This is a genomic window from Cellulomonas sp. A375-1, from assembly GCF_001040865.1.
Lineage (GTDB): Bacteria > Actinomycetota > Actinomycetes > Actinomycetales > Cellulomonadaceae > Cellulomonas > Cellulomonas gelida.
This window is the reverse complement of the sequence record NZ_LFKW01000019.1, coordinates 1-21,564: the sequence shown is the minus strand read 5'-3', so window position 1 is coordinate 21,564 and position 21,564 is coordinate 1. Positions and strand designations below refer to the sequence as shown.

The following is a 21,564-nucleotide window of genomic DNA, read 5'->3' as shown; positions in this document are numbered from 1 at the left end:
GCATGCTCGGCGCGCTGTACGGCGGGACCACGGGTGCGAGCGCGAGCGTGCTGCCGCGACTGCTCCAGGCGTTCCCGCGTGCGACGGGCCTGGTCGAGGAGGCCGCGCGCGCGGGTGAGCGCGGCGAGATCGTCTCGACCCTGCTGGGCCGCAGCTCCCCGCGACCCGGCGCGGCATGGCTGCAGGTCCAGGCCGACGCGCTCGACCCCGACGCGAGCGACGGCGCCCAGTCGCAGGCCCGCGCCCAGACGCGGGCCTGGGGGCGCTTCACGCGCAACTTCGTCGTGCAGGGCACGGCGGCGGAGTGGGCGCTGTGCTGGATCGCCGAGCTCCGGCGCCGGCTGTGGGCGATGGGGGTCGACGAGGACGCACCCGGCGCGGTCCGCGCGCCGTTCGTCGGGCGGCCGCACCTCGTGTACTTCCTGCACGACGAGCTCGTCGTGCACTGCCCGGCGCCGTTCGCCGAGGCGGTCGCGGACGCGGTCGTCGAGGCGGCCACCGCCGCGGGGCGGCTGCTCTTCGGGAGCTTCCCGATCGAGTTCCCGCTCGCGGTGGGCGTGGCCACGGCGTACGACACCGCGAAGGACACCGCGACCCTGCGCCGCGGCGCACCGCGCTGACCTGCGCCTCAACCCGGATACCGGACGCGGGTCGGCGGACGAAGGACCCAGCCGAGGCGCGCGGGCGCCCAGGTGTGACGAGCGAGACGGTCGCGATCGTCCGGGATCGCCCGATATCCCGGCGACAGGTGTCAGTGGTCATGCCTAGGGTCGAAGCGAACCGGGCCGCCGAGCCCGCACCGCAGCGCCTCGCGCCGCGACGTCCACACGCATCGTTCCAAGGGGATCTCTCCGTATGAAGTCGTCTGCCGTTCGTACCGCTGTCGCGCTCGCCGCCGCCGCCACGCTCCTGCTGGCCGGCTGCTCGTCCGACGACGCGACCACCGACACCACCGCGACCGCCGGGGCCACCTCGAGCGCGGCCGCCACGCCCGAGGCGACCGAGGCGCCCACCGAGGCCGAGGTGCTCGACGTCACGCACATCCAGCTCCAGACCGCGATCGACACGCTGGGTCTGCGCGGGCTCGAGACCAAGGTCGTCGACGCCGACGGCAACGAGATCACGCCCGAGCCCGAGACGGTGTACCTCGTCGTGGGCCAGGACCCGATCGAGGGAGTCGTCCCCGTCGGCACCGTCATCACGCTGACCGCCGAGAAGAAGGCCTGACCGCCTCCCGCTCTGCGACCCGCCGCACGCTGCGGAACCGACGCCCGCCCCGGGACCCCCGGGGCGGGCGTCGTGCTGTGCGCCGGCCCGGGCCGCCTGACCTGCGTCCGAGGCGCGGGAACCTTTGCGCCCGGTATGGCGTTGACGCTACGGTCACCAACGACTGCGGTCCCCGGACCGCCCTTGGAGGAGAGCATGAGCGAGCGGATGTCCGCCCCTGCCTCCTCGCTGCGCGCCTTCGTGGCGCCCTGTTGTCGCTGTCGGTAGAGCGCTGGCTCCCGCGCGACGACACCCTTCCCCGGTGGGCGTGTCCTGTGCGCCAGCGCTCGCCCCGGCGGCCCGTCCGCACCCCGGCGTCGACCGCCGGCGCAGCCACCCGAGAGCTCCGCTCTCGCTCGTACCCGTCAGACAAGTCCCCCGCATCCGCCGCCGCACCCGCGTCGGCTCGACCGAAGAGGAACCATGGCACGCATCTACGACGACGCGACCGCGCTCATCGGCAACACCCCGCTGGTCCGCATCAACAAGATCACCGACGGCGCTCCCGCCACGGTCGTCGGCAAGCTCGAGTTCTACAACCCGGCCAGCTCGGTCAAGGACCGCATCGGTGTCGCGATCATCGACGCGGCCGAGGCGTCGGGCGAGCTCAAGCCGGGCGGCACGATCGTCGAGGCGACGTCGGGCAACACGGGCATCGCCCTCGCGTTCGTCGGCGCCGCGCGCGGCTACGACGTCGTCCTGACGATGCCGGAGACCATGTCGAAGGAGCGCCGCGCCCTGCTGCGGGCGTTCGGTGCCGAGCTCATCCTCACGCCGGGCTCCGAGGGCATGAAGGGTGCGGTCAACCGCGCCAACGAGATCGTCGCCGAGCGTCCGGGCGCGATCCTGGCCCGCCAGTTCGCGAACGAGGCCAACCCCGCCATCCACCGCAAGACGACGGCCGAGGAGATCTGGGCCGACACCGACGGCCAGATCGACATCCTCGTCGCGGGCATCGGCACGGGCGGCACCATCACGGGTGTCGGACAGGTGCTCAAGGAGCGCAAGCCGGACGTCACGATCGTCGCCGTCGAGCCCGCCGAGTCGCCGATCCTCAACGGCGGCCAGCCCGGCCCGCACAAGATCCAGGGCATCGGCGCGAACTTCGTGCCGGAGATCCTCGACACCTCGGTGTACGACGAGGTCATCGACATCGACGCCGAGACGGCCGTGACGTTCGCCCGCCGTGCCGCTGCCGAGGAGGGCCTGCTCGTGGGCATCTCCTCGGGTGCCGCTCTCGCCGCCGCGAAGCAGCTCGCGGAGCGTCCCGAGAACGCGGGCAAGCTGATCGTCGCGATCATCCCGTCGTTCGGCGAGCGCTACCTGTCGACGATCCTCTACGCCGACCTGCTCGACTGAGCGGCACGCGCCCCGGCCGCCGCGTGCGGCCGGGGCGCGCCCGTCCCGCTCACCCCCTCGTCCCCCGAGAGCCAGGTCCCATGCCTTCGCTGCAGCACTTCGTCGCCACGTTCCGCGAGGACCTCGAGGCCGCGCGCCGTCGCGACCCCGCGGCCCGCTCGGCGCTCGAGGTCGCCCTCGCCTACCCGGGCGTGCACGCCGTCTGGACCTACCGCGTCGCGCACGCGATGTGGCGTGAGCCGTCGCTGCGTCTCCCGGCGCGCCTGCTGTCGCAGCTCGTGCGGGCGTTGACGGGCATCGAGATCCACCCCGGCGCGCGGCTCGGGCGTCGGCTCTTCATCGACCACGGGATGGGCGTGGTGATCGGCGAGACCGCGGAGGTCGGGGACGACGTCGTCCTGTTCCACGGCTCGACGCTCGGCGGCAAGGCCATGCGCAAGGGCAAGCGTCACCCCACGCTCGGCGACAACGTCGTGGTGGGCGCGGGCGCCAAGATCCTCGGGCCCGTCTGGATCGGCGACGACGTGCAGGTCGGCGCGAACGCGGTCGTGATCCACGACGTGCCCGCGGGCGCGATCGCGGTGGGCGTCCCTGCCCAGGTCCGCCTGCGCCCCGTCGCCGCGCCGTTCGACGCCGAGATCGACGACCCGGCCATCTACATCTGACGTCGCGCGTCCAGGGCGCGCGGTGCCTCAGTCGCCGTCCGGACCCTCGTCGACGAGCCGTCCGGCGTCGATCACGACGACACGGCCGGGGTCCGGTGCCGGCAGACCGAGCGCACGCCTGACGAACGGGAGCGTCGACAGGGACGCGACGCGCTCGCGCGACACCCAGGCGACGTCGTCCGTCGTGCCGTCGACCTCGGCGCGCAGCTCGCCGGCCTCGACGACGAGCGGGTAGCACAGCCGCACCGAGTGCATCAGGATCCCGCGCGCCCGGATGTCGAGCAGGTCGGACAGGATCGCCGGCTCCCCGGCGACCCGGACGGCGAGTCCCGTCTCCTCCTGCAGCTCGCGCACGACCGCCTGCTCCGGGTGCTCGCCGTGCTCGACCCCGCCCCCGGGCAGCCACCACGTCCCCGGGAGGTCGGACCTGGCGCCCGCGCGCGCCAGGAGCACGAGGCCCTCCCGTTCGACGAGGCCGTAGGCCGCGAGCCTGGTCACGTGCTGGATCTGCGCCACGACACGCGACCGTACTCCCCGCCTGCTCGGCACTTGTTCTAGTTGTTGGGTAACAAGTAGGCTGTTCGCATGCTCTGGACCATCGACCCGGCGCGCGACGAGCCGCTCTTCACGCAGATCGCCGCCCAGGTGCGCGCTGCCGTGTCCGCCGGCGAGCTGCACACGGGCGACCGGCTGCCGCCCGCACGCGTGCTGGCGAGCTCGCTCGACGTCAACGTGCACACCGTGCTGCGCGCCTACCAGGACCTGCGCGACGAGGGCCTGGTCGACCTGCGCCGCGGCCGCGGCGCGGTGATCTCCGCGCACCCCGACTACACCGCTCTCGCCGCGCCCGTCGCGGCCCTCGTCGACGCCGCCCGCACCGCCGGTGTGTCGCCGGCCGTCGCGGTCGCCCTGCTGCAGAACGCCTTCCACCAGAACCCGGAGGACTGACCCCCCATGACCGCGTTGGCCACCCCTGTCCGGACCCCGGTCCCCCACCGGCTCAGCTCGACGCTGCTCGGCCTCGTGCTGCCCGTCGCGCTCCTGGCGGGCAGCGCGCTCGTCGCGCTCTCGTGGCGCCACGAGCTGCCGGACCCGGTCGCGACCCACTGGGGCACGGACGGCCCCGACGGGTTCTCCTCGTTCGGCGGGGCGCTCGCCCCGCTGCTGCTCGGGCTCGTGCTGTGCGTCGGCGCGTGGGCGATGGCGTTCTGGGCCGGCCGGGACGGCGCGATGCGCCGGATCGCCGTGGCGACCTCCGCCGGCCTGGGCACGCTGTTCGCGCTGATCCTGCTCGGCACGCTCTCGGCGCAGCGCGGGCTGGCCGACGCGGCCCAGGCGCCCGGCGTGGGCGGCACGATCGTGGGGGCCCTGCTCGGCGCGCTGGCCGTCGGCATCGCCGCGGCGCTGCTCGTCCCGCGTGACGCGCCGCTGCCGACGAGCGCACGCGTCGACCCCGACGCCCCGCGGGTGCCCCTGTCCGCCACGCAGCGCGCTGCGTGGAGCCGCACCGTCACGGCTCCCGCCGCGGTCGTGAGCGCCGTGGTCGCGATCACGGCGTCGGTCGTGCTCGTCGTCGCACTCGGCGCCTGGCCCGTGCTCGTCGTGCCCGTCATCCTCGCAGCGCTGCTCGCGGTGACGCTCGTGTGGCGCGTGACGGTCGACGACAAGGGCCTGCAGGCGCGCTCGCTCGTCGGCTGGCCGACGGTGCGGGTCCCCCTGGACGAGGTCGAGCGTGCCGCCGTCGTGGACGTCCGCCCGCTGCGCGAGTTCGGCGGCTGGGGCTACCGGCTCGGCCGCGGCGGGCGCTCGGCGCTCGCGCTGCGCGCCGGGCAGGCCGTCGAGGTGCACCGCACCGGCGGGCGTGTGCTCGTCGTGACGGTCGACGACGCCGCGACCGCGGCCGCGCTGCTCAACACGCTCGCGGACCGCGCACGCGCGTGAGAAGTACCGACCGGTAACCTGACCGCGCCGCAGGGCCTGCGGCGCGACGACGACGTCACTGGAGGCCGGGATGCGACTGGGCTACTCGCTGGGGTACTGGTCCGCGGGCCCGCCGCCCGGCGCGCTCGAGACCGTGATCGCCGCCGAGCGCCTCGGCTTCGACTCCGTGTGGACGTCCGAGGCGTACGGCTCGGACGCGTTCACGCCGCTCGCGTGGTGGGGGTCGCGCACGACGAGCGTGCGGCTCGGCACCGCGATCGCGCAGATCTCGGCCCGCACACCGACCGCCACGGCGATGGCCGCGCTCACGCTCGACCACCTGTCGGGCGGCCGGTTCGTGCTCGGGCTCGGCGCGTCCGGGCCGCAGGTGGTCGAGGGCTGGTACGGCCAGCCGTACCCGCGCCCGCTGGCCCGCACGCGCGAGTTCGTCGCAGTCGTCCGCCAGGTCCTCGCGCGCGAGGCCCCGGTGGCGTACGACGGCGCGTTCTACCGCCTCCCGCTGCCGTCCGACGAGGGCATGGGCCTGGGCAAGGCCCTCAAGCCCACCGTGCACCCGCTACGTGCGGACCTGCCCATCCACCTGGCCGCCGAGGGGCCCAAGAACGTCGCTCTCGCGGCGGAGATCGCGGACGGCTGGCTGCCGATGTTCTACTCGCCGCGCATGGACGCCGAGTACCGCGCGCTGCTGGCCGACGGCTTCGCTGCACGGTCCGACGACCGCGACCCCGCGGGCTTCGAGGTCGTCGCGCCCGTGCCGGTGGTGCTCGGCGAGAGCGTCGAGGCCGCGGCCGAGCAGATCCGCCCGTTCGTCGCGCTGTACGCGGGCGGGATGGGCGCCAAGGGCGCCAACTTCCACCGCAACGTGCTGGACCGGCTCGGGTACGCGCAGGTGTGCGACGAGATCCAGGCGCACTACCTCGCCGGCGACAAGGCCCGGGCGGCCGCGGCCGTGCCCGTCGAGCTCGTCCGGGACGTCGCGCTCGTCGGCACGCCCGACGACGTGCGCGCCCAGCTCCCCGCGTGGCGCTCGACCGCGATCACGACGCTCGTCGTCCAGGGCGACCCGCGCACGCTGCCGGCCGTCGCCGCCGTCCTGCAGGGCGACTGACGCGCCGCACGCGGACAGGCCGGCACGTCCGGCACACTCGACGCCGTGGACGACGCGTACCTGGAGGCCGTGCTCGACCTCGTCGCGACCATCCCCGCCGGGCGCGCGATGACGTACGGCACGGTGGCCGAGGTCGTGGCCGAGCGGTTCGTCGCCGCGGGTGAGCCCGCGCGCGGCGGGCCGCGTCAGGTCGGCCAGGTGATGGCACGCGCCGGCGGCGGCGTGCCGTGGTGGCGTGTGGTCAACGCCTCCGGCGCACCGCCGGCACGGCACCTGCAGCGCGCGCTCGTCGAGCTGCGCGCCGAGGGGACGTCCCTGGTCGCGGACGGCTCACGCGTCGCGCTGCGGCGCGCGATCTGGTTCCCCGACGACACCGCGGACGCCGCTCGATAAGGACGTGCCGACAGCCCCCCGGCCGGGCCACGATGTCTCCATGACGCCTCTGCCGCCCGGATACCGCACCGTCGCCGTCCCGCACGACCGCAAGCAGGAGTTCGTCGCCGTCGACCACCTCGCGTTCGCCTTCGAACCCGACGAGAAGACGAGCGAGATCGTCCCCGACCAGCTCCCCTGGGACCGCACCGCCGCGGTCGAGCGCCCCGACGGCACGTTGGCGGCCGTGCACGCGTCCTACGACTTCGACCTGCCCGTCCCCGGCGGCGAGGTCGCCTGCTCCGGCCTGACGTGGGTCGGCGTGCGACCCGACGAGCGCCGGCGCGGGCTGCTGTCCGCCATGATCGACTTCCACTTCGCCCGCTCGCTCGAGCGCGGCGAGCCCGTCTCGGCGCTGTTCGCCGCGGAGATGGCCATCTACGGGCGGTTCGGCTACGGCGCGGCCGCCCACGACGTGCGGGTCAAGATCCCGCGCGGCGCGAAGCTGCGCGACGTGCCGGGCAGCGAGTCGCTGACCGTGCGCTTCGACTCGGCCGACCCCGACAAGCACACCGACCTCGTGCACGCCGTGCACGTCGCGGCAGGCGCCGGGCGGCCGGGCTGGGTCACGCGCCCGACCGACGCGATGCGCCGCGGTCGCGTCGTGGACCCGCCCGCGTGGCGCGACGGCGGCGAGCCGCTGCGCATCGTCACGGTGCACGACGAGGCGGGCGATCCGCGCGCCTACGCGCTGCTGCGCCGCAAGGAGACGTGGGCCGACCCCGGGCCGCGCTACCCGGTGCTGATCCGGGAGGCCGTCGCGACCGACGCGGCCGCCGCGCACCGCCTGTGGTCGTTCGTGCTGGACCTCGACCTCACGGCCGAGGTCTCCAGCGGCATGCTCCCCGCCGACGACCCGCTGCTCGGGCTGCTCGTGGATCCCCGGGGTGCCGTCCCGCGCATCGCGGACAACATCTGGGTCCGCCTGCTCGACCTGCCCGCCGCGCTCACCGCGCGTCGGTACAGCGCGCCGGTCGACCTCGTCCTCGAGGTCACCGACGCGCGCCTTCCTGCCAACGCGGGCCGCTGGCGGCTCACGACCGGTGAGGCGGGCGCCGACGGCTACCCCGCCGAGGTGACCACGACCGACGACGAGCCGGACCTGCGGCTCGACGTGCGTGAGCTCGGTGCCGCGTACCTCGGCGGGCGTTCGCTCGCCGCGCTCGCGAGCGCGGGCCTGGTCACCGAGGTGACCCCGGGCACCCTGCTGCCGGCGGCGGCGGCCTTCGGCTGGCCGCTCGCCCCCGTCTGCAGCTGGGTGTTCTGAGGCCCGCCGGACGCTGAGCGTCCGGGCCGCCCCCCGGCGTCAGCGCGCCTCGTACTCCGCGAGGAGGTCGATGCGGCGCTGGTGCCGGGGGTCGCCGCTGAACGGCTCGGCGAGGAACGCGTCGACCAGCTCGAGCGCCTCGTCGACCGAGTGCTGGCGAGCGCCGATCGCGATCACGTTCGCGTCGTTGTGCTGGCGCGCGAGGGTCGCGGTGGCCTGGTTCCACGCGAGCGCGGCGCGCACGCCGACGACCTTGTTCGCGGCGATCTGCTCGCCGTTGCCCGAGCCGCCGAGCACGACGCCGAGCGAGCCGGGCTCCGCGACGACGGCCTCGCCCGCGGCGAAGCAGAACGGCGGGTAGTCGTCCTGGGCGTCGTACTCGTGCGCGCCGTGGTCCACGACGTCGTGCCCTGCGGCCTGCAGGTGCTCGACGAGCGCGACCTTGAGCTCGAAACCGGCGTGGTCGGAACCGATGTGGATACGCATGGCCTCATCCTGCCGCACCTGCGCGGGTGCACCCGCCGTCGTCCGTAGGCTGTCGACATGACGCGAAGCGGCCTCGACCTGACCGACCTCGACCCGACCGTCCGCCCCCAGGACGACCTGTACCGGCACGTGAACGGGCGGTGGGCCGCCCAGCACGTCATCCCGGCCGACCGCGCGATGGACGGCACCTTCCGCGCGCTGCACGACGCGGCCGAGGAGCAGGTCCGCGACATCATCGCCGACCTCGGCGCGCAGGACGCCGAGCAGTCCGCGCAGGAGCAGTCGGCGGGTGAGCCCGGCACCGCGAGCGTCGGCGCCAAGATCGGCGCGGTGTTCGCAAGCTTCATGGACACCGACGCGATCGAGGCTGCGGGGACCGACCCGCTGCGCGCAGACCTCGCGCTCGTCGCCGGCGCCACCTCGCAGGCCGAGCTCACGGGCGTCCTCGGCGCGCTGCAGCGCACGGGTGCGGGCGGCGCGGTGGGCATGTGGGTCGACAACGACGCCGACGACCCCGAGCGGTACGTCGTCTACCTCAACCAGGGCGGCCTGGGCCTGCCGGACGAGGCGTACTACCGCGACGAGCAGTACGCCGCGGTGCTGGCGGCCTATGCCCCGCACGTCGCGCGCATGCTGCGGCTCGGCGGCGTCGCGACCGACGCGCAGCACGCGGACGAGCTCGCCGCGCGCGTCGTCGGCCTCGAGACGAAGCTCGCGGCCCACCACTGGGACGTCGTCAAGGACCGCGACGCGGACCTGACCTACAACCCGACGACGCTCGCGGACCTCACCACCAGCGCGCCGGGCTTCGACTGGCCCGTGTGGGCACAGGCGCTCGGGGCGCCGCAGGGCGCGCTCGAGCAGCTCGTCGTGCGTGAGCCCGACTTCGCGCGTGGCTTCGCGCAGCTGTGGACCGACGCGCCGCTCGAGGACTGGCAGGCGTGGCTCTCGTACCACGTGATCAGCGACCGCGCGCCGTACCTGACGCAGGAGATCGTCGAGGCCAACTTCGACTTCTACGGCCGCACGCTCACGGGCGCCCAGGAGCTGCGCGACCGCTGGAAGCGGGGCGTCTCGCTCGTGCAGGGCGTGCTCGGCGAGGCCGTCGGCGAGGTGTACGTCGCGCGGCACTTCCCGCCGTCGCACAAGGAGCGCATGGACGAGCTCGTCGCGCACCTCGTCGAGGCGTACCGCGAGTCGATCACCGCGCTCGACTGGATGGGTCCGGACACGCGCGCCAAGGCGCTCGCCAAGCTCGACGCGTTCACGCCGAAGATCGGCTACCCGGCGAAGTGGCGCGACTACTCGGCGCTGCAGGTCACGGCCGGTGACCTCGTCGGGAACGTGCGCCGCGCGAACGCGTTCGAGCTCGATCGCGAGCTCGCGAAGATCGGCAAGCCGATCGACCGCGACGAGTGGTTCATGACCCCGCAGACGGTCAACGCCTACTACAACCCGGGCATGAACGAGATCGTCTTCCCCGCGGCGATCCTGCAGCCGCCGTTCTTCGACGCCGACGCCGACGACGCGGTGAACTTCGGGGCGATCGGCGCCGTGATCGGGCACGAGATCGGGCACGGGTTCGACGACCAGGGCAGCAAGTACGACGGGACGGGCCGCCTCGAGGACTGGTGGACCGCCGACGACCGCGCGGAGTTCGAGCGCCGCACGAGCGCGCTGATCGCGCAGTACGACGCGTTCTCCCCCACGCAGCTCGGCGGGTCGCACCACGTGAACGGCGCGCTGACGATCGGCGAGAACATCGGCGACCTGGGCGGGCTGTCCATCGCGCTCAAGGCCTACCGGATCGCGCTGGGACGCCCGCTCGAGGAGGCCCCCGTCATCGACGGGCTCACGGGCGTGCAGCGGTTCTTCCTGGGCTGGGCCCAGGCGTGGCGCACCAAGGGCCGCGACGAGGAGGTCATCCGCCGCCTCGCGACCGACCCGCACGCGCCCGACGAGTTCCGCTGCAACGGGGTGGTACGCAACGTCGACGAGTACTACGCGGCGTTCGACGTCCAGCCGGGCGACGCCCTGTACCTGGCGCCGCAGGAGCGCGTGCGCATCTGGTGAGGTGTCGCCGGCGGGAGCTGCCCGGCCCTCGGGTCAGGGCAGCTCTCGCCAGGAGGCACGCGCGAGGACGAAGCCGACGCCCTGGTCGTCGGTGCACGTCACGCCGTTGGTCGCGCTCGAGCAGGTGTAGGCGCCCGAGGTGACCTGAGAGCCGTACTCGAGGACGGGCACGTCGTCGCCCGCCACCGCGGGGGCCGGGCCGTTGACGCAGTCGAACGCGAACCCGTCGGCGTTGAGCACGAGCACGTGCCCGGTGTCGCCGTCGCACCCGGCGACGGCCGGGGGCCTGTAGGTGAAGCTCGCGATCGTGCAGGTCACGCCGCCCGGGGCGAGCGTGCACGCGATGTTTCCGCTCGGCAGCCGGAAGCTCACCGGCTCGGTCGAGGGCGCGGTCGGGCCCTGCACCTGGACGGTGGGCGACGCGGAGGGGCCGGCCTGGTCGTCGGTGCCGGAACCGCCCGCGAGGCGGCCGACGACGAGCACGAGCAGCACGACCACGAGGACGGCGTCGACGGCCATCCACGTCCGGATCGTCCGCTGCGTCGCCATCGCCTGTGCCTCCTGTGGTGTGCGCACGTGGCCCGCGCGCGTTCGTCGCAGCGCCGACGGCCCGCCGGTGCGGGACGTGCCGGGACAGCATCACACCACCGGCACGGGGCGTGCCAGTCGCACTGGTCGGGGCGCTCGGCGCACCCCGACCAGCCGACGCGTCAGAGGATCGGGCCGGAGGTCCGCGTGCGCTTGAGCTCGTAGAAGCCCGGCACGCGCGTCATGAGCACGAGCCCGTCGAACAGGTCGAGCGCGGCCTGACCGGTCGGCGCGGGCGTCACCACGGGACCGAAGTAGCCGACGCCGTCGATCGCGACGACGGGCGTGCCCACCTCGTCGCCGACGAGCGCGATCGCCTCACCGTGCGACGCGCGCAGCAGGTCGTCGACGTCCGTGGTCCCGCCGACCGCGGCGAGCTCGGCGGGCAGCCCGACCTCCTCGAGCGACTCGGCGATGATCGCCGCGGTGTCGCTGCGACCGCCCGGGTGGCGGCGCGTGCCCATCGCGTCGTACAGCGGCTTGATCACGGTGTCGCCATGGTCGCGCGCGGCCGCGACGATCACGCGCACCGGCGCCCAGGACTCGTCCATGAGCCGCCGGTAGTTCTCGGGCAGGTCGCGGCCCTCGTTGAGCACCGAGAGGCTCATGACGTGCCAGCGCACCTCGACGTCGCGCTGGGCGGCGACCTCGTCGATCCAGCGGGACGTCATCCACGCCCAGGGGCAGGCGGGGTCGAACCAGAAGTCGACGACGGGCGTGACGCTCACAAGGTCTCCGTTCGCAGCAGCTCGATCGCGCGCAGACGCGGCGCGGCCGGCGATCGCCGGTCGTCAGCCACAATCGCGCACGTGCCGCGGGCATTCCCGCCGCCTCACCGGGCGAGACGCCGCGCCGGGTCCGCGCGTGCACGCGTGGGATGATCGGCGCACGGCCCGAACCGGGGCCGTGCGCAGCTTGCACCCCGAGCGAAGGAGCCCCCGTGCCCGCCGAGAACCTCACGCGAGCCGAGGCGCGCGACCGCGCCGCGACCGTCACGACGCACACGTACGACGTGACGCTCGACCTGACGACCGGCCCGACGACGTTCTCGTCCCGGACGGTCCTGCGGTTCTCGGCCATCCCCGGCTCGAGCACGTTCGTCGACCTCATCGCGCCGACGGTCCACGAGATCACGCTCAACGGCAGCGCGCTGGACCCCGCGCAGGTGTTCACCGAGTCCCGCATCCAGCTCGACGGCCTCGCGGCCGAGAACGAGCTCGTCGTGGTCGCGGACTGCGCGTACATGAACACCGGCGAGGGCCTGCACCGGTTCGTCGACCCGGTCGACGACGAGGTGTACCTCTACTCGCAGTTCGAGGTCGCGGACTCGCGCCGCGTGTTCGCGGTGTTCGAGCAGCCCGACCTCAAGGCGGCCTTCACGTTCACGGTCACGGCCCCGGCGCACTGGGTCGTCGTGTCGAACTACCCGCAGGTCGGCGACCCCGTCCCGGTCCCCGACGGCGTGAACCGCAACGGCGGGCGCGACGAGGGCACGGCCACGTGGACCTTCGAGACCACGCCGCTCCTGTCGTCGTACGTGACCGCCGTGGTCGCCGGGCCGTACCACCACGAGCACGGCTCGCTCACGAGCTCCGACGGTCGCGAGATCCCGCTCGGCGTGTACTGCCGCGGGTCGCTCGCGCAGTACCTCGACACCGACGAGATCCTCGACGTCACGCGCCGCGGCTTCGCGTTCTACGAGGAGAAGTTCGCGGCGCCCTACCCGTTCGCGAAGTACGACCAGCTCTTCGTCCCCGAGTTCAACGCGGGTGCGATGGAGAACGCCGGCGCGGTCACGTTCCTCGAGGGCTACGTGTTCCGCTCCAAGGTCCCCGAGGCGACCGTCGAGCGCCGCGCGGTGACGATCCTGCACGAGCTCGCGCACATGTGGTTCGGCGACCTGGTGACCATGCGCTGGTGGGACGACCTGTGGCTCAACGAGTCGTTCGCGGAGTACGCCTCGACGCTCGCGACCGCGCAGGCCACGCGGTGGACGAACGCGTGGACCACGTTCTCCTCGCTCGAGAAGTCGTGGGCCTACCGGCAGGACCAGCTGCCGTCGACGCACCCGATCGTCGCCGACATGCGCGACCTCGAGGACGTCGAGGTCAACTTCGACGGCATCACCTACGCCAAGGGCGCGAGCGTGCTCAAGCAGCTCGTCGCGTGGGTGGGCCAGGACGAGTTCTTCGCGGGCGTCCAGGCGTACTTCGCCAAGCACGCGTGGGGGAACACCGAGCTGCGCGACCTGCTCACCGAGCTCGAGGCGACCTCAGGCCGCGACCTGTCGCCGTGGTCCGCACTGTGGCTCGAGAAGGCGGGCGTGACGCTGCTGCGCCCCTCGATCGAGGTCGACACGCACGGCATCGTCACGTCGTTCGCGATCCTCCAGGAGGTCCCCGCCGAGCACCCCGTCCAGCGGCCGCACCGCATCGCCGTGGGCGGGTACGACCTGGTGGACGGCCGGCTGGTCCGGACGCAGCGCGCCGAGCTCGACATCGACGGGCCGCGCACCGAGGTCCCCGCGTTCCTCGGCAACCAGCGCCCGCTGCTGGTCCTGGTGAACGACGACGACCTCGCCTACGCCAAGATCCGGCTCGACGAGCTGTCGCTGTCCGCGGCGATCGAGCACCTGTCCGACTTCGACGACTCGCTGCCCCGGACGATCATCTGGGCCGCGGCGTGGGACGCGACGCGCGACGGCGAGACGCCGGGCCGCGACTACGTCGACCTGATCCTGGGCAACCTCGCGCACGAGACCGACTCGACGGTCGTGCTCGTCCTGCTGCGCCAGCTGACGACGACGCTCGACCTCTACGTCGCGCCCGAGCACCGCGAGGCGACCGCGCTGGCCGCCGCCGACCGCCTGCTCGAGCTCGCCCGCGGCGCGGCCGCAGGCTCCGACCTGCAGCTCCAGCTCGTCAAGGGCTTCGCCGCGCGCGCCACGACCGCCGAGCACCTCGACGCGGTCGCCGACCTGCTCGACGGCCGGACCTCGTTCGAGGGCCTGACGATCGACACCGACCTGCGCTGGGAGCTGCTGACCGCGCTCGTGGCCGGCGGACGCGCCGACGAGACGCAGATCGCCGCGCAGCTCGCGGACGACCCCACGGCGACCGGCGAGCGCGCCGCCGCCACAGCCCGGGCCGCGATCCCCACCCCTGCCGCGAAGTCGGCGGCGTGGGCGGCAGCCGTCGAGAGCGACCTGCCCAACGCGATCCAGGTCGCCACGATCGCGGGCCTGACCCGCGTGCGCGACCGGGGGCTGCTGCTGCCGTTCGTCGGCCCCTACTTCGACGCGCTGACGACCGTGTGGGAGGACAAGACCAACGAGATCGCCCAGAACGTCGTCGTGGGCCTCTACCCCACGACGCTCGCGGACGACGAGCGGGCCGACGTGCTCGCGCACACCGACGCGTGGCTCGAGTCGCACGTCGACGCCCCGCCCGCGCTGCGCCGTCTCGTCATCGAGTCACGCGACGGCGTGCGCCGCGCGCTCGCGGCGCAGGAGGCCGACCGCCGCCGCGCCTGACCGCAGGGGGAGCCTGCCTGGCCGGGCCTGAGCAGCACGCTCGGGCCCGGCCGGCCCGGCACAGCGGCAGGACCATCGTCGGGCGCGGGCCCGGCGACCCAGCCTCAGGAGTCGAGGACCGCCGCGAGGCTGCGCAGGCGCGCGTTGGCGAACAGGTCGTCGACGAGCACGACCTGCCCGACCGAGTCCGCGAGCGGCACCTTCCAGTTGGGGTACTCCTGGTCCGTCCCGGGCTGGTTCTGCGCGCGCCGCTCCCCGACCGCGTCGGCGAGCGCGACGCCGACGAGCACCGACGGGGTCGCCATCACGTAGCGGTGCAACGCCTCGACGACCTCCCGCTCGGACGGGTCGGGCCCGAGCAGGCCGCGCGAGCGCAGCGCGGCGAGCATCCGGTCACGCTCGGCCTCGGCCTGCGCGCGGACCACCGCCACGGGATCCGTGAGCAGACCCAGCCGCTCACGGATCGCGACGTGCTCGCCCGCGAGGTACCCCGCCGAGGGCGGCAGGTCGTGCGTCGTGACCGTGGCCAGGACGAGCCGGCGGTAGTGCTCGGCGGGCAGCGGCTGGCCGTCGGGACCGTTCTCGAACCAGAGCACGGACGTGCCGAGGATGCCCCGCTCGGACAGGTAGTCGCGCACCCACGGCTCGACCGTGCCCAGGTCCTCGCCGATCACGATCGCGCCGGCACGGCGCGCCTCGAGCGCGAGGATCCCGACGAGTGCCTCATGGTCGTAGCGGACGTACGCTCCGTCGCCCGGCGCGGCGCCGGTGGGGATCCACCACAGCCGGAACAGGCCGATCACGTGGTCGATGCGGATCGCGCCCGCGTGGCGCAGCACGGTGCGGAGCATGTCGCGGTACGGCGCGTAGCCCGCGCGCGCGAGCTCGTCGGGCCGCCACGGCGGCTGGGACCAGTCCTGGCCCTGCTGGTTGTACATGTCCGGAGGCGCACCGACGGTCGCGCCGCGCGCGAGCACGTCGCCGAGCGACCAGACGTCCGCACCCGCGGGGTGCACGCCGACGGCGAGGTCGTGCATGATCCCGATGCTCATGCCGCCCTCGCGGGCCGCCCGCTGCGCCGCCGCGAGCTGCTCGTCGGCCACCCACTGCAGCCAGACGTGGAAGTCCACCCGGTCCGCGAGCGCCTCCGCCTCGGCTGCCACCGCCGGCGACGCCGGGTCCGCGAGCTCGGGCGGGATCGTCTCGCTGCCGTACTTCTCCGCGAGCGCGCACCACAGCGCGAACGTCCGCAGCCCGGGTCCCTGCTCCGCGACGAACGCGGCGAGCTGGGCCTCGCGCGGCTGCGACCGCGGGTGGGCGAAGATCACGTCGAGTGCGGTGCGCTTGGCGGTCCACGCCGCGTCGCGGTCGATCGGGCCGGCCTCGAGGTCGAGCGGGAGCACGGACTCGGCGGCCCACTCGACGAGCGCGCGGTCGGCAGCGGTGAGGTAGGCGGCCTCGGGGACCGCCTCGGGCCGCACGTAGATCGGGTTGACGAACCGTCGGGTGCTCGGCAGGTACGGCGAGGGCGTGAGCGGCGCGACCGGCTCGGCCGCGTGCAGCGGGTTGATGAGCAGGAAGTCGGCGCCGGTCTCGCGCGCCGCGAGCCAGCCGAGGTCCGCGAGGTCCGCGAGGTCGCCCACGCCCCACGAGCGCCGCGACCGCACCGAGTAGAGCTGCGCCATGTAGCCCCAGGCGCGTCCGTCGCGCAGCCCGGCGGGCAGCTCGAGCCGGTCGGGCGTCACGACGACGACGCCGCGCGCGGCCGCGCTCGGTCCGGTCGCGTGGATCGAGTGCCAGCCCAGAGGCAGGTCGCCGGGGATCACGAAGGTCGCGCGCCCGACCTGCCGGCCGTCGACCGTGCGGGGCTCGACGTACACGTCCGCCTGCCCCAGGTCGCGCCGACCGCCGCCCGCCTCGGCGTCCAGCTCGAGCCAGACGTGCACCGGGTCGCCGTGCGTGACGTGCACCGGCACGTGCTGCTCCCGCCCGGCGCGCACCACGGTCGTGGGCGGCACGACGCGCCGCCACGGCATGTCGTCGACGTGCGCGAGCGCGAGGTCGATCCGCTCGGGCGAGCTCGCGTCGACCCCCAGGGCCGCGAGGACCGCGCGCAGCGTCGCCGACGAGGCGCGCCGCAGGTCACCGTGGAACCCCCAGTGGTCGGGCACGACCCCGTGCGCGGCGGCGAGCCGCAGGAGCGCGTCGGAGGGTGCCGGGGAGTCGTCGACCACACGACGATCCTGCCAGAGCCGTCCGCGCGCGGCGCGGGCCCCGTGCCGGGACCGTGCGAGTCTCGCTCGGGCGGCCGTGCGGACGGTCGCGCACACCGTCGCTCGTCGTAACCTTGCGGACCATGACGCCTCCCGCGACGTACCCGGCCGCGCACCGCGACGACCACCGCGACGAGCTGCACGGCCGCACCGTGGCCGACCCCTACCGCTGGCTCGAGGACGCCGATGCCGTGGCGACCCAGGCCTGGTCCCGGGCGCAGGACGAGCTGTACGCGCAGTACCGCGCGACGCGGGTCGCGCAGGGTTCACCGTTCGCCACCGAGGCGCTGACCGCACGCCTGCAGCAACTGCTCGGCGCCGGGTTCGTGGGCGCTCCGGCGTGGCGCGGCGAGCGACGGTTCTTCTCGCGGCGCGCGGGCGACCAGGAGCACGCGGTCGTGGTCGTCGTCGAGCCCGGTCCGGGCGCGACGGACGCGACCGGGGCGCCGGCCGCCGAGGTCGAGCGCGTGCTCGTCGACCCGATGGCCCTCGACCCGGCCGGCACGACCACGCTCGACGCGTGGCAGCCGTCCAAGGAGGGCTCGCTGCTGGCGTTCCAGACGTCCACGGGCGGCACCGAGGAGTCGGTGCTGCGCGTGCTGGACGTCGCCACGGGGGAGGTCGTGGACGGGCCGATCGACCGCGCGCGCTACTCCCCCGTCGCGTGGCTGCCCGGCGGCGAGGCGTTCTTCTACGTGCGCCGGCTCGCACCCGAGCTGCTGCCGGACGACGAGCGCCAGTACCACCGCCGCGTGTGGCTGCACCGCGTGGGCACACCCGCCGAGCAGGACGTCGAGGTGTTCGGCGACGGCCTGGACCTGACGAACTACTACGGCGTGTCCGTCTCGCGCGACGGGCGCTGGCTCGTCGTGTCCGCGTCGGCCGGGACCGCGCCACGCAACGACGTGTGGATCGCGGACCTGCACGCCTCGCCCGCGCACGCCCCGGTCTTCGTCGACGTCGCGGTCGGGCTCGACGCGCGCAGCGGCGCGTGGGTCGGCCGGGACGGCCGCCTGTACGTGCACACCGACCTCGACGCCCCGCGCGGCCGCGTCGTCGTCACGGACCCGACGGAGCCCGGCGTGACGCACTGGCGCACGCTCGTCGCGCAGGACGAGACCGCGGTGCTCGAGGACGTCGCGTTCACCGACGGCGGGGGCGACGACACCACGCCCCGGCTGCTCCTGGCGTCCTGGCGGCGTCACGCGGTCTCCGAGATCACCGTGCACGACCCCGCGACGGGCGAGCGCCTGCCCGACGACGCCGGCCGTGTCGCACTGCCGGGGCTCGGGTCCGTCTCGGGCCTGATGACCCGTCCCGAGGGCGGACCCGACGTGTGGTTCTCCTACACCGACCACACCACCGTCCCCCGCGTGCACCGGTTCGACGCCACGACGCGCGAGGTGACGCTGTGGGCCGCGGCGCCCGGCGTCGTCGCGGACGTGCCGGACGTGCGCGTGCGCCAGGTCGCCGTGTCCTCGCCCGACGGGACGGTCGTGCGCGCGTTCGTCGTGGCGCGCGCGGACCTCGTGGACGACGACGGACGCCCGACGGGCCCGCGCCCGACGATCCTGTACGGCTACGGCGGCTTCCAGATCTCGCTCGACCCGGCGTACTCGGCGAGCACGCTCGCGTGGGTCGAGGCGGGCGGCGTGTACGTCGTGGCGAACCTGCGCGGCGGCGGCGAGGAGGGCGAGGACTGGCACCGCGCGGGGATGCGCGAGCACAAGCAGAACGTGTTCGACGACTTCCACGCCGTGGCGCAGGCGCTCGTCGCCGAGGGCTGGACCACGCCCGCGCAGCTCGCGTGCTGGGGCGGGTCCAACGGCGGCCTCCTGGTGGGTGCGGCCCTCACGCAGCGGCCGGACCTGTTCGCCGCGGCCGTGTGCTCGGCGCCCCTGCTCGACATGGTCCGCTACCAGCGGTTCGGCCTGGGCGTGACGTGGACCGAGGAGTACGGCGACGCCGACGACCCGACCGAGCTCGGCTGGCTGCTCGGCTACTCGCCCTACCACCGCGTGACCGACGGCACCGCGTACCCCGCGACCCTGTTCACGGTCTTCGAGGGCGACACGCGCGTCGACCCGCTGCACGCGCGCAAGCTCGCGGCCGCGCTGCAGCACGCGACGTCCGCGCCGTGGCAGGACGCCCCCGTGCTGGTGCGGCGCGAGACCGGGGTCGGGCACGGCGGTCGCGCGCTGTCGCGCACGATCGGGCTCAGCGTCGAACAGCTCCAGTTCGTCGGGCGTCAGACCGGTCTGGTCGACGCGGCCGCCCTCGTCGGGCCGTCCGTGCTCGGCGGCGACGAGGTGCTCGTCGGGCAGGAGGCACGATGAGCGCCCTGTGGGCGGGCGTCGTCGGCGAGCCCGCGCCGTCCCCCAGCGGGACCACCGACCCCGTCGCCCCTCCGGCTGAGCTCTCGCCGGCCGCGTGGTGGGACTGGCTCACGGGCGTGCCGCTCACGATCCTCGTGATCGTCGTGGTCAGCTCGCTCGTGCTGATGCTGCTGCGCGCAGCGATCCGGCGGGTGACCGAGCACATCGCGGAGGGCACCCCGGTGACCGAGCGCGGGGTGCTCAAGCCGCTCGGCGGGTCCGGCGTCGGCCAGACGCTGCTCAAGGTCGACCCGCTCGCGACGGCCCGTCGCGCGCAGCGCGCCCGGACGCTCGGCTCGGTCCTGCGCTCGTCCGCCGCGGTCCTCGTCGGCGCGATCGCCGTCTTCCTGATCCTCGACACGCTCGGCGTGAACATCGCGCCGTTCGTCGCCTCGGCAGGCATCGTCGGGCTCGCGCTCGGCTTCGGGGCGCAGAGCCTCGTCAAGGACTTCCTCACCGGCATGTTCATGCTGCTCGAGGACCAGTACGGCGTCGGGGACGTGGTGGACGTGGGCCCGGCCACCGGCACGGTCGAGGCCGTCACGCTGCGGATCACCAAGGTCCGCGACGGCGACGGCACGCTCTGGTACGTCCCGAACGGGACGATGGTGCGCGTCGGGAACAAGACGCAGGGCTGGTCGACCGCGGTCGTCGAGATCGACGTGGACTACTTCGCCGACCTGGACCAGGTGCAGCAGCTGCTCGAGCAGGCCGCGGCGCAGGTCGCGGCCGACCCTCAGGTCGGACCGGCCGTGCAGGGCGCGCCGACCATCACGGGCATCGAGCGGCTCACCGCCGAGGCGATCACGCTGCGCATGCGGCTGCGCACGACCCCGGCCCGCCAGTGGGAGGTCGCGCGGGCGCTGCGCGCCGCGGCGCGCCGGGTGCTCGAGGAAGCCGACGTCCCGCTCGCGGGTCAGCGCGACGCGCTCGCGACGCACCGCGCGTCACGTGCCACCCCGGACCCGTCCGTGGACGGCGCCGGGCGCGACCCGCAGGACCCGTGGAGCGAGGACGGACCGCGCGATCCGCAGGAGCGGTCCGCCGACGACGCACCGCGCGACCCGCACGACACCCCGCTCGACGACGCGCTGCGCACGCCGCGCCAGGACCCGCCGGCGAGCTGAGGTCTCGCCGGTCCAGCCGACGGGGGTCAGTTCCAGGTGACGGGGGTCAGCTCCAGGTGAGGAGCGGGTCTCCCGCGCTCACGCGGTCGCCCGCGGCGGCGTCGAGACGGATCGCGGCCGGGTCGGCCTGCAGCGCGACGACGGGGCAGATCGTCGACATGCCGGACGCGGCGACGTCGACCGGCGAGAACGTGAGGAGCCTCTGCCCGGCCGTGACGGTCTCGCCGCGCTGCACGAGCAGCTCGAATCCGAGGCCCGCGAGGCTCACCGTGTCGATGCCCAGGTGCACGAGCACCGAGCGCTCGGCGTCGACCTCGAGCGCGAACGCGTGCGGGTGCAGCGCACCGATCACGCCGTCGCACGGCGCGACCACGTCGAGCCGTGCGACGTGGTCGGGCAGGATCGCGATGCCCGGCCCGACGATCTGCTCGGCGAACACCGGGTCGGGGACCTGACCGATCGCGTGCACGACCCCGGGCACGGGCGCGAGGATGCGCAGCTCGCTCATCGACGTGGGTGGGCGGGCCGGTGCCCGGTCAGCGCAGCGAGTCGAGCTCGGCAGCGAGGTTGTCGGCCTCCGGGCCGACGATCACCTGCACGATGCGACCCGAGCGCACGACGCCGAACGCGCCGGAGGCCTTGAGCGCCTGCTCGTCGACGAGCTGGGCGTCGCTGACCTCGACCCGCAAGCGCGTGATGCACGGCTCGAGGTCGACGACGTTCCCGTCGCCGCCCAGCGCCGCGAGGATCTGCTCTGCCTTGCTCAATGCGACTCCCGCTCTGCTCCGCTCCGGGCGCGTGCGCCTGGAGCTGCCCTGCGCGACCTGGCCGTCGCAGCACCACCAGCCTAACGCTCAGCCCGCCCGCCGCCCCCCGCGTGTCCGGGTGGCGGCGGTGGTCGGCGGCGGGCCACACTGCGAGCACCACGACACGGAGGTCGCAGCACGTGAGTACCACCCCGTCCCCCACGGTGCTCCAGGGCCTGGGGGTCAGCCCCGGTCGGGTCGTCGCGCCCGCCGTGCTGATGCCCCCGCCGGTCACCGAGCCGCCGTCCGGACGGCGGCTCCCGCCG

At 74.4% G+C, this 21,564-nt stretch carries 18 protein-coding genes and 2 pseudogenes; 13 read left to right on the top strand and 7 right to left on the bottom strand.

Features of this window, described 5'->3' with window-relative positions:
* The 4 genes and pseudogenes from CWIS_RS02280 to epsC all read left to right on the top strand — a co-directional run.
* Nucleotides 1-620, top strand: a pseudogene (locus CWIS_RS02280) (DNA polymerase); the annotation flags it as partial.
* Nucleotides 621-855: 235 nt separating this feature from the next.
* Complete coding sequence (locus CWIS_RS02275) at nt 856-1,227, top strand: hypothetical protein (protein WP_048341617.1); 372 nt, start codon at nt 856-858, stop codon at nt 1,225-1,227.
* Between the two features lie 462 nt (nt 1,228-1,689).
* Entirely contained in the window at nt 1,690-2,625 is a 936-nt protein-coding gene (gene cysK / locus CWIS_RS02270; RefSeq protein WP_048341616.1) for a cysteine synthase A, read from the top strand.
* A gap of 80 nt (nt 2,626-2,705) precedes the next feature.
* Entirely contained in the window at nt 2,706-3,290 is a 585-nt protein-coding gene (gene epsC / locus CWIS_RS02265) for a serine O-acetyltransferase EpsC (protein ID WP_048341615.1), read from the top strand.
* Between the two features lie 27 nt (nt 3,291-3,317).
* Here epsC and CWIS_RS02260 read toward each other — a convergent pair whose 3' ends face one another.
* Nucleotides 3,318-3,806 carry an NUDIX hydrolase gene (locus CWIS_RS02260; protein WP_053071503.1) on the bottom strand — a complete coding sequence of 163 codons (489 nt, stop codon included), beginning with the start codon at nt 3,804-3,806 and terminating at the stop codon, nt 3,318-3,320.
* Nucleotides 3,807-3,875: 69 nt separating this feature from the next.
* Between CWIS_RS02260 and CWIS_RS02255 the strand changes: the two genes are divergently transcribed.
* The 5 genes from CWIS_RS02255 to CWIS_RS02235 all read left to right on the top strand — a co-directional run bounded on the left by CWIS_RS02255 (nt 3,876) and on the right by CWIS_RS02235 (nt 8,038).
* A complete protein-coding gene (locus CWIS_RS02255) occupies nt 3,876-4,238 on the top strand; it encodes a GntR family transcriptional regulator (protein WP_048341614.1) in 363 nt (120 codons plus the stop codon).
* 6 nt (nt 4,239-4,244) lie between these two features.
* Nucleotides 4,245-5,231: a DUF1648 domain-containing protein gene (locus tag CWIS_RS02250; protein WP_048341613.1), complete on the top strand. Its 987-nt coding sequence runs from the start codon at nt 4,245-4,247 to the stop codon at nt 5,229-5,231.
* 70 nt (nt 5,232-5,301) lie between these two features.
* Nucleotides 5,302-6,339: an LLM class F420-dependent oxidoreductase gene (locus CWIS_RS02245; RefSeq protein ID WP_048341612.1), complete on the top strand. Its 1,038-nt coding sequence runs from the start codon at nt 5,302-5,304 to the stop codon at nt 6,337-6,339.
* Between the two features lie 45 nt (nt 6,340-6,384).
* Nucleotides 6,385-6,732, top strand: coding sequence for an MGMT family protein (locus CWIS_RS02240; protein WP_048341611.1), 348 nt, complete (start codon nt 6,385-6,387; stop codon nt 6,730-6,732).
* Nucleotides 6,733-6,772: 40 nt separating this feature from the next.
* Nucleotides 6,773-8,038, top strand: a complete 1,266-nt coding sequence (locus CWIS_RS02235) for a GNAT family N-acetyltransferase (protein ID WP_048341610.1) — start codon at nt 6,773-6,775, stop codon at nt 8,036-8,038.
* Between the two features lie 39 nt (nt 8,039-8,077).
* Here CWIS_RS02235 and CWIS_RS02230 read toward each other — a convergent pair whose 3' ends face one another.
* Nucleotides 8,078-8,524, bottom strand: coding sequence for a ribose-5-phosphate isomerase (locus CWIS_RS02230; protein WP_048341619.1), 447 nt, complete (start codon nt 8,522-8,524; stop codon nt 8,078-8,080).
* A 57-nt stretch (nt 8,525-8,581) separates the two neighbouring features.
* Here CWIS_RS02230 and CWIS_RS02225 point away from each other — a divergent pair, with 57 nt between their 5' ends.
* Entirely contained in the window at nt 8,582-10,597 is a 2,016-nt protein-coding gene (locus tag CWIS_RS02225; RefSeq protein WP_048341609.1) for a M13 family metallopeptidase, read from the top strand.
* 33 nt (nt 10,598-10,630) lie between these two features.
* Here the strand turns inward: CWIS_RS02225 and CWIS_RS02220 are convergent, their stop codons facing one another.
* Entirely contained in the window at nt 10,631-11,146 is a 516-nt protein-coding gene (locus CWIS_RS02220) for a hypothetical protein (protein ID WP_048341608.1), read from the bottom strand.
* A gap of 161 nt (nt 11,147-11,307) precedes the next feature.
* Complete coding sequence (locus tag CWIS_RS02215; protein WP_048341607.1) at nt 11,308-11,913, bottom strand: DsbA family protein; 606 nt, start codon at nt 11,911-11,913, stop codon at nt 11,308-11,310.
* A 212-nt stretch (nt 11,914-12,125) separates the two neighbouring features.
* Here CWIS_RS02215 and pepN point away from each other — a divergent pair, with 212 nt between their 5' ends.
* The gene (pepN, locus tag CWIS_RS02210) at nt 12,126-14,717 is read left to right on the top strand and encodes an aminopeptidase N (RefSeq protein ID WP_048341606.1); all 2,592 of its coding nucleotides are present in this window, start codon (nt 12,126-12,128) and stop codon (nt 14,715-14,717) included.
* A 104-nt stretch (nt 14,718-14,821) separates the two neighbouring features.
* Here the strand turns inward: pepN and malQ are convergent, their stop codons facing one another.
* Complete coding sequence (gene malQ, locus CWIS_RS02205; RefSeq protein ID WP_048341605.1) at nt 14,822-16,951, bottom strand: 4-alpha-glucanotransferase; 2,130 nt, start codon at nt 16,949-16,951, stop codon at nt 14,822-14,824.
* A 122-nt stretch (nt 16,952-17,073) separates the two neighbouring features.
* Between malQ and CWIS_RS02200 the strand changes: the two genes are divergently transcribed.
* Nucleotides 17,074-19,326 carry a prolyl oligopeptidase family protein gene (locus CWIS_RS02200; protein WP_048341604.1) on the top strand — a complete coding sequence of 751 codons (2,253 nt, stop codon included), beginning with the start codon at nt 17,074-17,076 and terminating at the stop codon, nt 19,324-19,326.
* Complete coding sequence (locus CWIS_RS02195; RefSeq protein WP_048341603.1) at nt 19,323-20,492, top strand: mechanosensitive ion channel family protein; 1,170 nt, start codon at nt 19,323-19,325, stop codon at nt 20,490-20,492. The genes CWIS_RS02200 and CWIS_RS02195 overlap by 4 nt, the downstream gene beginning before the upstream one ends.
* Before the next feature lie 46 nt (nt 20,493-20,538).
* Here CWIS_RS02195 and CWIS_RS02190 read toward each other — a convergent pair whose 3' ends face one another.
* Both CWIS_RS02190 and CWIS_RS02185 read right to left on the bottom strand, forming a co-directional pair.
* Nucleotides 20,539-21,000, bottom strand: coding sequence for a PTS glucose transporter subunit IIA (locus CWIS_RS02190; protein ID WP_048341602.1), 462 nt, complete (start codon nt 20,998-21,000; stop codon nt 20,539-20,541).
* Nucleotides 21,001-21,028: 28 nt separating this feature from the next.
* Nucleotides 21,029-21,265 (bottom strand): annotated as a pseudogene (locus CWIS_RS02185) (glucose PTS transporter subunit EIIB); the annotation flags it as partial.
* Nucleotides 21,266-21,564: the final 299 nt, after the last annotated feature.

Bases quoted from the DNA above. Each gene is read 5' to 3' on its own strand.
- CWIS_RS02275 (WP_048341617.1), top strand. From the start codon at position 856: ATGAAGTCGTCTGCCGTTCGTACCGCTGTCGCGCTCGCCGCCGCCGCC.
- cysK (WP_048341616.1), top strand. From the start codon at position 1,690: ATGGCACGCATCTACGACGACGCGACCGCGCTCATCGGCAACACCCCG.
- epsC (WP_048341615.1), top strand. From the start codon at position 2,706: ATGCCTTCGCTGCAGCACTTCGTCGCCACGTTCCGCGAGGACCTCGAG.
- CWIS_RS02255 (WP_048341614.1), top strand. From the start codon at position 3,876: ATGCTCTGGACCATCGACCCGGCGCGCGACGAGCCGCTCTTCACGCAG.
- CWIS_RS02250 (WP_048341613.1), top strand. From the start codon at position 4,245: ATGACCGCGTTGGCCACCCCTGTCCGGACCCCGGTCCCCCACCGGCTC.
- CWIS_RS02245 (WP_048341612.1), top strand. From the start codon at position 5,302: ATGCGACTGGGCTACTCGCTGGGGTACTGGTCCGCGGGCCCGCCGCCC.
- CWIS_RS02235 (WP_048341610.1), top strand. From the start codon at position 6,773: ATGACGCCTCTGCCGCCCGGATACCGCACCGTCGCCGTCCCGCACGAC.
- CWIS_RS02230 (WP_048341619.1), bottom strand. From the start codon at position 8,524: ATGCGTATCCACATCGGTTCCGACCACGCCGGTTTCGAGCTCAAGGTC.
- CWIS_RS02225 (WP_048341609.1), top strand. From the start codon at position 8,582: ATGACGCGAAGCGGCCTCGACCTGACCGACCTCGACCCGACCGTCCGC.
- CWIS_RS02220 (WP_048341608.1), bottom strand. From the start codon at position 11,146: ATGGCGACGCAGCGGACGATCCGGACGTGGATGGCCGTCGACGCCGTC.
- CWIS_RS02200 (WP_048341604.1), top strand. From the start codon at position 17,074: ATGACGCCTCCCGCGACGTACCCGGCCGCGCACCGCGACGACCACCGC.
- CWIS_RS02195 (WP_048341603.1), top strand. From the start codon at position 19,323: ATGAGCGCCCTGTGGGCGGGCGTCGTCGGCGAGCCCGCGCCGTCCCCC.
- CWIS_RS02190 (WP_048341602.1), bottom strand. From the start codon at position 21,000: ATGAGCGAGCTGCGCATCCTCGCGCCCGTGCCCGGGGTCGTGCACGCG.